The sequence below is a fragment of the Qipengyuania sp. B-5 genome (assembly GCF_056857815.1).
In genome coordinates, this window is the sequence record NZ_JBSXNU010000035.1 from 1 (window position 1) to 12,692 (window position 12,692).

General features: G+C 58.9%; 10 protein-coding genes. 8 read left to right on the forward strand and 2 right to left on the reverse strand.

Going from position 1 to position 12,692, the window contains the following annotated elements; all coding sequences use genetic code 11:
- The first annotated feature begins 341 nt into the window (after positions 1 to 341).
- The 3 genes from AC13CE_RS04510 (at position 342) to AC13CE_RS04520 (ending at position 2,611) form a co-directional block, all read left to right on the forward strand.
- The gene (locus tag AC13CE_RS04510; RefSeq protein WP_482971640.1) at positions 342 to 800 is read left to right on the forward strand and encodes a hypothetical protein; all 459 of its coding nucleotides are present in this window, start codon (positions 342 to 344) and stop codon (positions 798 to 800) included.
- 105 nt (positions 801 to 905) lie between these two features.
- A complete protein-coding gene (locus AC13CE_RS04515; RefSeq protein ID WP_482971641.1) occupies positions 906 to 1,358 on the forward strand; it encodes a hypothetical protein in 453 nt (150 codons plus the stop codon).
- Positions 1,359 to 1,390: 32 nt separating this feature from the next.
- Positions 1,391 to 2,611, forward strand: coding sequence for a hypothetical protein (locus AC13CE_RS04520; protein WP_482971642.1), 1,221 nt, complete (start codon positions 1,391 to 1,393; stop codon positions 2,609 to 2,611).
- A gap of 435 nt (positions 2,612 to 3,046) precedes the next feature.
- Here AC13CE_RS04520 and gyrB read toward each other — a convergent pair whose 3' ends face one another.
- Complete coding sequence (gyrB, locus tag AC13CE_RS04525; RefSeq protein ID WP_482971740.1) at positions 3,047 to 5,578, reverse strand: DNA topoisomerase (ATP-hydrolyzing) subunit B; 2,532 nt, start codon at positions 5,576 to 5,578, stop codon at positions 3,047 to 3,049.
- A 128-nt stretch (positions 5,579 to 5,706) separates the two neighbouring features.
- Between gyrB and AC13CE_RS04530 the strand changes: the two genes are divergently transcribed.
- The 5 genes from AC13CE_RS04530 (at position 5,707) to AC13CE_RS04550 (ending at position 12,215) form a co-directional block, all read left to right on the forward strand.
- A complete protein-coding gene (locus AC13CE_RS04530; RefSeq protein WP_482971643.1) occupies positions 5,707 to 7,092 on the forward strand; it encodes an L-serine ammonia-lyase in 1,386 nt (461 codons plus the stop codon).
- A gap of 43 nt (positions 7,093 to 7,135) precedes the next feature.
- Positions 7,136 to 8,692: a class I adenylate-forming enzyme family protein gene (locus AC13CE_RS04535; protein WP_482971644.1), complete on the forward strand. Its 1,557-nt coding sequence runs from the start codon at positions 7,136 to 7,138 to the stop codon at positions 8,690 to 8,692.
- Positions 8,693 to 9,078: 386 nt separating this feature from the next.
- A complete protein-coding gene (gene guaA, locus AC13CE_RS04540) occupies positions 9,079 to 10,653 on the forward strand; it encodes a glutamine-hydrolyzing GMP synthase (RefSeq protein WP_482971645.1) in 1,575 nt (524 codons plus the stop codon).
- Positions 10,654 to 10,702: 49 nt separating this feature from the next.
- Positions 10,703 to 11,368: an endonuclease III domain-containing protein gene (locus AC13CE_RS04545; protein ID WP_482971646.1), complete on the forward strand. Its 666-nt coding sequence runs from the start codon at positions 10,703 to 10,705 to the stop codon at positions 11,366 to 11,368.
- 61 nt (positions 11,369 to 11,429) lie between these two features.
- Complete coding sequence (locus AC13CE_RS04550) at positions 11,430 to 12,215, forward strand: hypothetical protein (protein WP_482971647.1); 786 nt, start codon at positions 11,430 to 11,432, stop codon at positions 12,213 to 12,215.
- 23 nt (positions 12,216 to 12,238) lie between these two features.
- Here AC13CE_RS04550 and AC13CE_RS04555 read toward each other — a convergent pair whose 3' ends face one another.
- The gene (locus tag AC13CE_RS04555; RefSeq protein WP_482971648.1) at positions 12,239 to 12,649 is read right to left on the reverse strand and encodes a hypothetical protein; all 411 of its coding nucleotides are present in this window, start codon (positions 12,647 to 12,649) and stop codon (positions 12,239 to 12,241) included.
- Positions 12,650 to 12,692 lie beyond the last annotated feature (43 nt).

Consider the following 12,692-nt stretch of genomic DNA (forward strand, 5'->3'; position numbering starts at 1 on the left):
GGGATGGATGCTCGCTCTCTTGGTCCAGAACCAGGCGGACTGCCCGCTCGCGAACTTCCGGTGCAAACTTGTTCGTCGTCTTGCTCATCGTAGACCCTTCCTCTCAGGAGTTAGGGCCTCCGACAATCCCGGGGCGGTTCAGCTTTTTCCAAGATGGGTTACAGAGTTGGCTCAAGGTTGAGCCTCACCCGCCTTTTCTCGAGCACCTATCATTCCGCATCGGGAATCAGGTTTTCTTTGTACGCCTCGAGGATGTGGAAGACAGACAAGAGACCCCGGGCAATCGGGAGGGTCTATTAAGAGTGGCCGAGGGATGGAGAGGTTTTCCTTGTCTCATGCCGATGAGAAGGACGCTGACAGGCTGGAAATCGGAATTGGGCGGTTGGGGCTTGATCGACCTCAGAAACGCTCAATTGGTCGATCCATTTTCCCTGGTCTCTGATGAACTCATAGAGGTCACCGATTGGGAACTACTTGATTTTGCAGTCCTAGTCGTCAAGCAGTGGCTCCAAGGGAATGGCTTCGAGATCATGTCCACTCACTCAAATCCCGAGGTCGATCCGAACATCTGGTTTGTCGGAGACAATGGACCCGAGTGGGTCATCGTGCGAGCAGCGAGATTTCCAGAAAAGGTGGCTCGGATCCCGAGCAACGTAGAGGCAATCGCTACGCAATGCGAGGCTCTCAGCACTTTAGGGAATTTCGCGTCGGTCGCATTCGCGTTGGCAGACAACTTGGAAAGTCCCATCTGGCGCGGACATGCTGCTGACGTGCAATTCGATGGCATTGAGCGGGTATGAGCGAGCTAATATTGGTACGCGCAGGCACATGCTACCTTATGGACTGATTTGGCTACTGCGGACGCGAAACACTTCGTATCTAAGACTTTACGAATAATGGTCCCCATGGGGGCGAGAACCTTTGAGGAAATTGCAGTGCCATTCAATTTGCGCGGAGGAAGGCCCAAGAATATGGGTCAAGGGATCTATTGGACTCAGCGGCATTTGGCCGACACGCGTCGACGGTCTTCCAGCCGCAGCCCCGCGGAGCGGTTTAACGAGAGGTTTTTCCGCATAGATCGAGAGTTCCATCGCATTTACGATGTCCTAGCGGACAAAAAGGGGAATGTACCGGTCGTATCTGGTAGTAAGCTTGATATCGCATTAGACGAATACAGTTCTATCTTGTCTTACATTAATTCAGATCCTTACGCTGCTACGCAAGGCGATCTCTCGAAACTTGCCACAAGGGCGAAACGCATTCTGACTGAAATTGCCAAAGAACGCGGCCTTAGGCATGAATGGGATGCAAAAGAGAAGATCCTCACGATTGATACGCGATCAATCGATCTTTCATAATCCTTTGCGTGAAACCAAAAGGTCGCGATCTGATGACGGTTAAGCCAAAATTTTCGCTTTCGATCGAAGACCTCGATAAATTGGACATGTGCGTTCTCTATCAGGATGAGATACGCCCTGTTTTGCTTGAGTTTACCGGGGCGGCTAGCAAAAAGCGGCTTACGATGCGCGATGCCGTGTCCTTGCTCAAAGCCCCGATAAGCGTTCGGCAACTCCTGGTTCCCGTAGCGCGGGTCGCACAGTCCGATGCTGTCGTGAAGGATCGCCTTACGGGCTTCATAAACGATTGCGCCACAAGAGCCCTACTCAGCTTCGAGGAAGACTGCCCATCGGATGACCGTCCGCGAAAGGCGATCATCGCAACCAGGTCTTTTTTATCGGGCGAACTCGACGAGGATCGCTGGAACCAAGCATACAAAGAAGGTCTCGCCGCTTGGGCTGGCTGGTTCGCGCCGAAAGGCTTTTATGCGAGCGCAGAATGGGCCGCGCTTGATTTTTCGAGTTGGCATTATCCGAGAGTACGCGGTTCGGCATGGGCTATATGGGCAGAATGGGCAGCGCTTAACCTGCTCGCTTATCTTGGAATGGATTATCGCAAGCGCGAAAAGCCTGACGAGATCGACGAGGAAAATGCGATCGCACATGAGTGGGCGGTCGAGCGTCTTGCACTTTGGTTGGAAGAGGACGCTCCAGAGCTTTTGCCACTGCCAGATCCTCCACCCATTGTACGAGGGGTTGAACCGCAAGCAATTTGCGAAGCTGAATTCGTTCAGGAATATTACATGCAGTGGCCGACCATCGCTGCCTTTCCAACCGGGCTCAAGGAAATCGGCAGACTTCAGCTGGAACGCAACGCCAGTATCGAGATTCCGGAGGGAGTTACAAAGATCGACGAAATCGCTGTCTCCGATCATCCCGTCGTGAATTTGCCTGGAAGCTTACGAACGGTCGGGACCATAAATGTGTCGTACGACGGATATGTCGAACTCCCGGAAGGGGTCGAAACAGTCGATAGCATAAAGCTCTATCTGGAGTCCGTCGTGCACCTTCCACTTTCGATCCGTAGGGTCGGTAGCATAAACACAGAGGTGGAATCTCATATCGACGATGTAGGAGTAGACGACGAAGATGAGTTTTGGGAATGCGTAGAGCAGCAGGAGACGGAGGGTGTGAAAGATTACCCATTCTACGACTCATTCGTTTCCTACAATGGGCGCTGCTTCATAAAGGCGCGGCAAAATCTGACCTTTTGATTGATCTCACGGAGACGGCTTGGGCTTGGGAAGTATGCCCAAGATCCAATCCTCAACTTCGCCCTCACCAAGCCACGGAATAGCCAACTTTACCGAATTCAGAATTGGCCTTCAGTCATTCAGCGATAGATCGTCGAACGGCCAAGCCCGGCACTAGGCTGCGCAGCCTGCACGCGAACATGGCGGGTTTCTATCGTTCCCGGATCTTGGACGCAGCGCTGAGAATCAATGGGGTCGCAATTTGCGTGTCGTAACCTGCGATGGTCCCTCTCTGGGGGCAGCTAGTCAGAGAATGGGGGCGCGGAACTGGAACAGGCTGAGCGAGCCATGGTGCTGAACTGTGAATAGCGGTTTCCATACGAGACCACATTATGCGTTAATCGACCAAGCAATTGCCTTAAAAATGTAGGTAATTGGTTTAATCCAGAGCGGCGATCAGACGTCGAGATTGGCGACGTTGAGCGCGTTGGCCTGGATGAATTCACGGCGAGGCTCGACGACATCGCCCATGAGCCGGGTGAAAATCTCGTCCGTCACGTCGGCATCTTCGACCTTTACCTGGAGCAGCGCACGATTTTCCGGATCGAGCGTGGTCTCCCACAACTGTTCCGCGTCCATTTCGCCCAGCCCCTTGAAGCGGCTGACCTTGAGGCCCTTTCGGCCCGCGGCCATCACCGCATCCACCAGTTGGGTCGGAAGGATCAACGCATCGTCGCCGACCACCGGAGCAGGTTCTTCGGTATCTTCGACATCTTCGGCGTCGACCTGGTCCTCGAACTCTTCCTCACTCCCACGAATGAGGCGAACCGGAGACGCGTAGATGTCGGCATTTTCCTGCGCGACGCGGTGCAGCTTGCGGGCTTCTGCGCTATCAAGGAATTTGCCCTCGATCTCGTGCACATCGGTCACCCCGCGCCATACGCGGTGAAAACGAACCTGTCCGTCTTGGCCAAGTTCGGCGGACCAACGGGCCTCGGGATCGCCCATTTGCAGATGGGCCGCAGCCTTCGCCAGCGCGGCCTGCCTGTCTATGCTCTCGGGATCGAGCGCACCGGCCAGCGCCATCGCCTCGACGATTGGCGCGTTGTACTTGCGAGGTACGAAGTTCATGTGGTTGCGAAGCCGCAGTGCGTGCTGGACCAGTGCCGCCAGTTCTCCCGATGCGCGCGATCCGCCCGCGGTTTCGAGAATGCGGCCCTGAAGACCGGCCTCGATCAGGTAGCGATCATAGGCGGCCTGATCCTTGAGATAGACTTCGGATTTGCCGCGCACGACCTTGTAGAGTGGCGGCTGCGCGATGAAGAGATGACCGGCCTTGACGATCTCGGGCATCTGGCGGTGAAAGAAAGTCAGCAGCAGGGTGCGGATATGCGCACCGTCCACGTCGGCGTCGGTCATGATGACGATCTTGTGGTAGCGCAGCTTTTCCAGGTCGAATTCGTCGCGCAGTCCCGTGCCCATGGCCTGTATCAGAGTACCGACCTCCTTGGACGAAATGATCCGGTCGAACCGCGCACGCTCTACATTCAGGATCTTGCCCTTCAGTGGCAGGATCGCCTGATACTGGCTGTCACGCCCGTTCTTGGCAGAGCCCCCTGCCGAGTCACCCTCGACCAGGAAAAGTTCGGCCTTGGTCGCATCGCGCTCGCGGCAGTCGGACAGTTTCCCCGGTAGCGACGCAATGCTCATCGCGCCCTTGCGGCTCATTTCGCGCGCGCGGCGCGCCGCTTCGCGCGCGGCAGCGGCGTCGATCACCTTCTGGATGATCTGCTTTGCATCGTTAGGATTTTCCTCGAGCCATTCGCTCATCTTCTCGCCCATGAGCGATTCCAGCGGCTGGCGGACCTCTGAGGAGACCAGCTTGTCCTTGGTCTGCGATCCGAACTTGGGGTCGGGCAGCTTCACCGAGACGATCGCGGTCAGACCTTCGCGCATATCCTCACCCGAAAGGCTAACCTTTTCCTTCTTCATCAGGCCCGACGAGGTCGCGTAATTGTTGAGAGTGCGCGTCAGTGCTGCGCGGAATGCGGCAAGGTGCGTGCCCCCATCCCGCTGGGGAATGTTGTTGGTGAAGCAGAGCACGTTTTCGTAATAGGAATCGTTCCATTCGAGCGCGACGTCGATGCCGATGCCGTCCTTCTCCGCGCTGACCGAAATCGGCTCCGCAACGAGGGCCTGCTTGTTGCGGTCGAGATATTTGACGAAGGCCGCGATGCCGCCTTCGTAGAACAGGTCGTGCTCGAGCGGTTCCTCGTGCCGCTTGTCGCGCAGGAGGATGCGCACGCCCGAGTTGAGGAAGGCCAGTTCGCGATAACGATGTTCGAGCTTCTCGAAATCATATTCGGTAACGTTCTTGAACGTATCGTCCGATGCCTTGAAGGTGACGCGAGTCCCTTTCTTCAGGCCGTCCTCATCGCCATTGGAGGCTACGGGCGGAGCATCGCCCACAACGCGCAGGCTTTCGACCGCATCGCCATGTTCGAAGCGCATCCAGTGCTCCTTGCCGTCGCGCCAGATCACCAGTTCGAGCCATTCCGATAGCGCGTTGACCACGGAAACGCCCACGCCATGGAGGCCGCCCGATACCTTGTAGGCATTATCGTCGCTCGTATTCTCGAATTTGCCGCCCGCATGAAGCTGGGTCATGATGACCTCGGCCGCCGACACGCCTTCGCCCTTGTGCATGTCCACCGGGATACCGCGGCCATTGTCTTCCACGCTTACGGATCCATCGGGATTGAGTTCGATCAGGACAAGGTCGCAATGACCTGCCAACGCCTCGTCGATGGCATTGTCGGACACCTCGAATACCATGTGGTGCAGGCCCGATCCATCGTCGGTATCACCAATATACATGCCGGGCCGCTTCCGGACCGCGTCGAGGCCCTTCAGCACCTTGATCGAATCTGCGCCGTAACCGTTCTTTCTCGGGGCGTTTTCGCCCGCTTCGGGTATGTTCTCGTCCATGCCCATCATATAGGCGTGCAAGGGCGGAAATCCAAAGTTTTCGGCCCCGATTTACCCACAGACAATCGAGAGACAGGTTTCACCTGCAACCGGTTGATTTCGGGACGGGCAAGGCGCATCACGCAGCCATGCTATCAGTGCTCGACATCTTCCGGATCGGGATCGGTCCTTCCTCCTCCCACACCGTGGGTCCGATGCGCATAACGCGCACTTTCATCCGCGCGCTCGACAAGGCTGGCAAGCTGGATCGCACAGCGCGGGTGACGGCCCAATTGCAGGGATCTCTGGCGCTTACAGGGGTCGGTCACGGAACGGTCGATGCCACGATGCTCGGCCTCATGGGATTCGCTCCCGACAAGACCTGCCCGGACGATGCCGCGCAGGCGCTGGCCGATCTGCGCCGAAGCAAACGGATTGCGCTTGGCGGAAAGCGCGAAATCCCGTTCGATCCGGCAGCCGATATCGACCTTGCCGGCCACATATTGCCCGAACTTCACCCCAATGGAATGAAACTGACGGCGTTCGACGGGGAAGGAAAGGTTCTGGCAGAGCGGACCTATTTCTCAACCGGGGGCGGTTTCGTAGCCTCCGAGGCGCAGTTGAAGCGCAAGCCGAAGGACGACCGGATCAACACGGGTACACAGGTGCCGCACGATTTCGGATCGGCGGAGGAATTGCTGGCGGCCTGCAAATCGACCGGTCTTTCGATAGCCGAACTCGTGCTCGCCAATGAAGATGCGTTCCGCTCGCGCGAGAAGACGATGGAGGGTATCGACCGTGTCGCCAGGGCGATGGACCGATGCATCGACCGCGGGCTGACCCAGCGAGGCATTCTTCCGGGCGGGCTCAAGGTCGAAAGGCGCGCGCCCGACCTTTGGGACAAGCTTTCCGCCAATCCGCAATCGAACGAACGTGAGCAGCTGTTCGATTGGCTGAACTGCTACGCAATGGCCGTAAACGAGGAAAATGCAGCGGGCGGGCGCGTGGTGACTGCACCGACGAACGGCGCGGCCGGCATCATTCCCGCGGTCATTCGCTTCTATTGCCAGACCGCCGACGAACAACCTTGCCGGGACAGCCGCCGGACCCTCCTGCTCACCGCAGGCGCAATCGGCCTGCTTTACAAGCAGCGTGCGAGCATTTCGGGGGCCGAAATGGGATGCCAGGGGGAAGTCGGCGTGGCCTGTTCGATGGCGGCAGGTGGTCTGGCGGCCCTATGGGGCGCATCGCCGGTACAAATCGCCTCGGCAGCCGAAATCGGGATGGAGCACAATCTCGGTCTCACCTGCGACCCGGTGGGCGGATTGGTGCAGGTGCCCTGTATCGAGAGGAATGCAATCGGCGCGGTGAAGGCGGTCAACGCGGCTCGGCTGGCGCTGCACCGCACGGGCGCGGAAACGCTGGTCAGCCTCGACCAGGTCATCGAGACCATGCGCCAGACCGGGCTCGATATGAGCAACAAGTACAAGGAAACCAGCCAGGGCGGGCTCGCGGTAAACGTCATCGAATGCTGAGATAGCTACTCGACAGTGTCGCACGGTCCGATAGGGTGACGACATGGGAGATACATTGCATCTCGCCGCATTGGAGCGGTCCTTCGGTTCGTTTTCGGATATCATCAGCGCCAATGGGGCCAGGCTGGGTGAAACGCCCGCTCTGCTCGACGAGAATGGCGAACTAAGCTGGCAGGAGCTCGGCGAACGAGTCGAGCGGATTGCGGCGCGGCTACTGGAAGACGGCCTCCAGCGCGGACAGGCGGTCGCAATCCTTGGCACATCGAGCATTGGCTATGCGCTGGTGTTCCTTGCGGCCATTCGCGCCGGTGGTGTCGCCGCCCCCCTGACGACAAGCGCCAGTGCCGAACAGCTTGCCGGCATGGCCGAGGACTCCGGCGCGCGACATATCTTCATCGATCGCGCAAAATTATCAGAACTGGGAGAAGAATGTTTTTCGGGCCTCAGCCGCGTCATACTCGATGAAGAGCTGGAGAGCTGGATGGCGCCGCCGCATACGCGCGCGCCGGTTGTCGATCACGATCCGGGGGAACCGTTCAATATAATCTATTCCTCGGGCACTACCGGCACGCCCAAAGGCATAGTCCATTCGCACCAGATGCGCTGGCGGCAGTTCGCATCGACTGCGGCCAGTTGGATCGAGAACGGGCTGGAGGTCCGCAGCCTCGCATCCACCCCGCTCTATTCGAACACCACCATGGTCGCTTTCCTGCCTGCACTGCTGGCCGGCGGTACGGTGCGTGTGATGGGCAAGTTCGACCGGCTGCGCTGGCTCGAAAGCGCCCAGAACGATCGCACTACGATCACCATGCTGGTGCCGGTGCAGTATCAGCGCTTGATGGACGAGCCGAAGTTCGACGATTTCGACTTGTCCGCGCTGCAGCTCAAATATTGCACTTCGGCACCCTTCCCTGCGGAGCTGAAACGCAAGGTTCTGCGCCGCATGCCCGGTGCGCTGATCGAAATCTATTCGATGACCGAGGGCGGCGTGGTCTGCCTGCTAGAAGCACACAAGTTTCCCGACAAGCTGCATACGGTGGGCAGACCCGCTCCCGGCAGCGAGTTGAAGGTGCTGGACGACGGTGACCGCGAAGTTCCTGCTGGCACTCCGGGCAATCTCATCGGACGCAGCCAGACCATGATGAGCGGTTACAAGAACCGCCCGGAGCAGACAGAGGAAGGCTATTGGACCGATCCCGAAACGGGCGAGGTCTGGCAACGCATGGGCGATATCGGACGCGTCGATGCGGATGGCTTCGTCGAGCTGGTCGGCCGTGCGAAGGACATGATCATCTCGGGCGGGTTCAATATCTATCCGGTAGATCTGGAAAATGCACTGTTGGAAGAGGACGGCGTAATCGAAGCTGCGGTGATTGGAGTACCCTCACGCAAATGGGGCGAGACGCCGGTGGGCTTCGTGCGCCTTTCCGAAGATGCGCGTGATCCGCAGGACATTCGCGATTCGGTCAATGCGCGACTCGGAAAAACCCAAAGGCTCGCACAGTTGCATGTAATCGAAGAGATGCCGCGTAGTCACATCGGCAAGCTGCTAAAGACCGGCCTGCGCGAAGAAGCCGAGCGTCGGGGATTGCCGGAATAGGTGCGATTCGAGACGCGGCGCCGACACTGGGGGGAGGGGGAGAGGAGATGTGTGGGCGGCCGCGTCTCTACTCGCTGCCATATCGCCTCTCGGACAAGCGGCGCTCGCGCTAGGAGCCACGAGTGGACCAATGTGGGCCGGCTCGCTCGCCGAGAGGAAGGCGACGACAGCAACTCTTGGGAAGGGACTGCCGCCATCTCGTTCCCGGGCAAAGATCTGAGTTGGGAGGGACATCTCCGCGCCGGGTGTGGGTTGCGAAATAATGTTACAGGCCTGTGAACTAAAGTGAGAAAACATCAGGAAGTGTTGCGTTTTGCGCAACTGAACCGGCGTGCGCTTTTTCTCCCTCTCTGGACAGCATCAAGCCCGCGTCCTAACCGCCGCGCATGGACCCTTCCCACCTCCCCGATTCCATCCTCATCGTCGATTTCGGCAGCCAGGTCACCCAGCTCATCGCGCGCCGCGTGCGCGAGGCCGGGGTCTATTCGGAAATCGCCCCCTTCACCCAGGCCGAAGAGGCGTTCCATCGCCTGAAGCCGAAGGGTGTCATTCTATCGGGCAGCCCTGCCAGCGTGCCTGATCGCGACAGCCCGCGCGCTCCTGATGTGATCTTTGAAAGCAAGGTCCCCATCCTCGGCATCTGCTATGGCCAGCAGGTCATGACCCAGCAGCTCGGCGGCGAGGTCCGTCCGGGCCACGAGACCGGCGAAGGCGGCGAGTTCGGGCGTGCTTTCTGCGAAGTGACCGAAGAATGCGTGCTCTTCGACGGTTTGTGGAAGCCCGGCGAAACGCATCAGGTCTGGATGAGCCATGGCGACAAGGTCACCCGCATCGCCGACGGTTTCCGTATCGTCGCCACGAGCCCCGGTGCGCCCTTCGCGCTGATTGCAGACGACGAGCGCCGTTATTACGGCACCCAGTTCCATCCTGAAGTGGTCCATACCCCCGACGGCGGCAAACTGCTCGCCAATTTCGTGCGCCATGTCTGCGGGCTCGCAGGCGACTGGACCATGGCCGAATTCCGCAAGACCAAGATCGAGGAAATCCGCGCTCAAGTGGGCGACGGGAAGGTCATCTGCGGTCTTTCCGGCGGCGTCGACAGCGCGGTGGCAGCCGTACTTATTCACGAGGCGATAGGCGAGCAACTGACCTGCGTCTTCGTCGACCACGGCCTCATGCGAATGAACGAGGCCGAACAGGTCGTCACCCTGTTCCGCGACCACTACAACATTCCGCTGGTTCACGTGAACGCCGAAGAGATGTTTCTCGGTGGACTCGAGGGCCAGACCGACCCTGAAAAGAAACGCAAGTTCATCGGCGGCGCTTTCATCGACCTGTTCGAAGCAGAAGCGAAGAAAATCGGCGGTGCGGATTTCCTGGCACAGGGTACGCTCTATCCCGATGTCATCGAAAGCGTCAGCTTTACCGGCGGCCCGTCGGTGACGATCAAGAGCCACCACAATGTCGGCGGCCTGCCCGAACGCATGAACATGGAACTGGTCGAACCGCTACGCGAACTGTTCAAGGACGAAGTGCGCGACCTGGGGCGCGAACTCGGCCTTCCCGAAGTCTTCGTCGGCCGCCACCCCTTCCCCGGTCCGGGCCTCGCCATCCGCATCCCGGGCGAAGTGACCAAGGAGCGCTGCGATATCTTGCGCAAGGCCGATGCGATCTACCTCGAGGAAATCCGCAACGCCGGTCTCTATGATGCGATCTGGCAGGCATTTGCCGTCCTGCTTCCGGTCAAGACAGTCGGCGTGATGGGCGATGGGCGAACCTATGACAGCGTCTGCGGCCTGCGTGCAGTTACCAGCACCGACGGCATGACCGCCGACATCTATCCATTCGATGCCGGTTTCCTCAGCCGCGTTGCGACGCGGATCATCAACGAGGTCAAGGGCATCAACCGCGTCGTCTACGACTACACTTCGAAGCCACCCGGCACGATCGAGTGGGAGTGATTTGCGACTAGCACTGGGACCCGATCCGCGCTCCGAGACTTTACGGCGCTTGCAAGCGTTGCTTGTCCAGCGCTTCGGACGGATCGAGCGTGCGGCGGTGGAATGGCGACGACCGGAATGGGTGCTGGTACAGGGAGTCATCGGCGCACGGACGAAGTCGGAAATCTCCAACGCGGCGACCGACCAATTGCTCAAACGCTATGGCTCGTGGGAGGCGGTGGCGGATGCTCCGCTGGAGGAACTGCAGAACGAACTTTCCACCCAGACTTACCCCAATATCGCCGCAGAACGTCTCAAGGACAGTCTGGCCCGGCTCATCGAACTTCGTGGAGCGGTCGACCTTTCGCATCTTACGAAGATGGAAACGCTGGAGGCGATGCGCTGGCTCGAGCGTCTTCCCGGCGTCGGACGCAAGATTGCAGCCGGGGTGATGAATGCCTCGACCCTGGACCGCCGTGCAATCGTGCTGGACGGACACCACAGGCGCATTCTGCAACGCATGGGTCTCGTTCCGCCAAAGGCCAGCACCGATCGTGCATTCGAGGCGATCATGCCTGCCATGCCGGATGAATGGGACGGCGGAGATTTCGACGAGCATCACCTGCTTATGAAAAAGCTCGGGCAGACATTTTGCCGCCCCGCCGCGCCAAATTGTTCGAACTGTCTCGCACTGTCACTGTGCAGCACAGGCCTCGGGCATGTCGGTGAGAGATAGAGGGGCGCATCCAGGCGCGCGCAGCATTGCGGAATCAATTAGACACAGGCAAGGGAAAGCAATGAGTTGGGATGACTATTTCGCCGCCGACGCTGGCAGTGCAGAAGCAGAGCGCCGCGGCAAGAAACGCACTGTCACCGTTGGCTGGACAGTACGGTTCGCGAAAAGTGATGCGATCTGGAGCCCGCCGACGACCTTCGCCCGCTCTGAACCGAAGTCAAAAAGCGGCAAGTCGATTCAGGTTTGTCCCGCCGCTATAGATTTCGACCGGCGACACTTCGTCATTCCCTGTCCGGTGGACCTCACCTTAGCCTTCGTCCGCGATGCACAGGGCCGACTCCAGTTGACGGATGCCGATGGTGACCAGTCCGGTATGAGACCGCAGGGTCGGGCCAATTTGTTGCAGTTGCAACCGCAAGCCGAATGGCGGGATCCCGAACGGCCGATTCTGCAATTCACGGCTCCCTATGTGTTCGTCGCGGACGAACCGTGCTGGGTAGTGCAGACCGAACCTTATCTCCACTGGTTCTCTGAAAGGCGGCCCGGCGTGGCAATGGGCGGCAGGTATCCGATCCATATCTGGCCCCGACCTCTGGCCTGGGCCTTCGAGTGGTACGACCTTTCGAAGCCACTGGTGCTCAAACGGGGCGATCCGTGGTTCTACGTCCATTTCGAGACGGAAAATCCCGGCGCTCATGTCCGGCTGGTCGAACAGGAAATGACCGACGAACTCGAGACCTATCTCGACTCGATCATCGATGTGTCGAATTACGTCAACAAGACCTACGGCTTGTTCGGTGAGGCCCAGCGTATCCGACCCGAAAAGCTACTCAAGCCAAAGGGTTGATAACTGGCTGCCCGCTCTATCGTTCAGCCCTCTTCGACAATCCGATAGGGAACGAAGTCGTCGAGCATGATCACACCGGAAAAGAAATCCCCGGCACGGTCGTAGGTCTGTATCTGATCGGTACGACACAGCGATGTGGCACTGAACTTCTTGATGACGAGATAGTCGCCATCATCGATGGCATCCGGGGTGCGGGTGTAGTTGACCCATACGGTCCTGCCATCCCGGTAGACCAGAGCCGTATCATCGATGCTGGTCAGCGACCTCGATCCGATGGTGCGAATGCAGTTCTGCGGCTCACCGGCCACTCGACCTTCGAGCATCTTGGCCAGCTTCTCTTCGCCGCGAGTCATCCCGGCGGTTTCGTCTGCCTGGACTGCGGGAGCGGCCAGCATTCCGAGAGCGGCGGTGGCGAGTGCGAGGCGTTTGAACATGACGAGTCTCCTAACTTGGCGGAACATATATCAAACATGCGCT

Coding starts and splice junctions, on each gene's coding strand:
- AC13CE_RS04535 (WP_482971644.1), top strand. CDS start 7,136: ATGGGAGATACATTGCATCTCGCCGCATTGGAGCGGTCCTTCGGTTCG.
- AC13CE_RS04510 (WP_482971640.1), top strand. CDS start 342: ATGAGAAGGACGCTGACAGGCTGGAAATCGGAATTGGGCGGTTGGGGC.
- AC13CE_RS04515 (WP_482971641.1), top strand. CDS start 906: ATGGGGGCGAGAACCTTTGAGGAAATTGCAGTGCCATTCAATTTGCGC.
- AC13CE_RS04555 (WP_482971648.1), bottom strand. CDS start 12,649: ATGTTCAAACGCCTCGCACTCGCCACCGCCGCTCTCGGAATGCTGGCC.
- AC13CE_RS04530 (WP_482971643.1), top strand. CDS start 5,707: ATGCTATCAGTGCTCGACATCTTCCGGATCGGGATCGGTCCTTCCTCC.
- AC13CE_RS04550 (WP_482971647.1), top strand. CDS start 11,430: ATGAGTTGGGATGACTATTTCGCCGCCGACGCTGGCAGTGCAGAAGCA.
- guaA (WP_482971645.1), top strand. CDS start 9,079: ATGGACCCTTCCCACCTCCCCGATTCCATCCTCATCGTCGATTTCGGC.
- AC13CE_RS04520 (WP_482971642.1), top strand. CDS start 1,391: ATGACGGTTAAGCCAAAATTTTCGCTTTCGATCGAAGACCTCGATAAA.
- gyrB (WP_482971740.1), bottom strand. CDS start 5,578: ATGGACGAGAACATACCCGAAGCGGGCGAAAACGCCCCGAGAAAGAAC.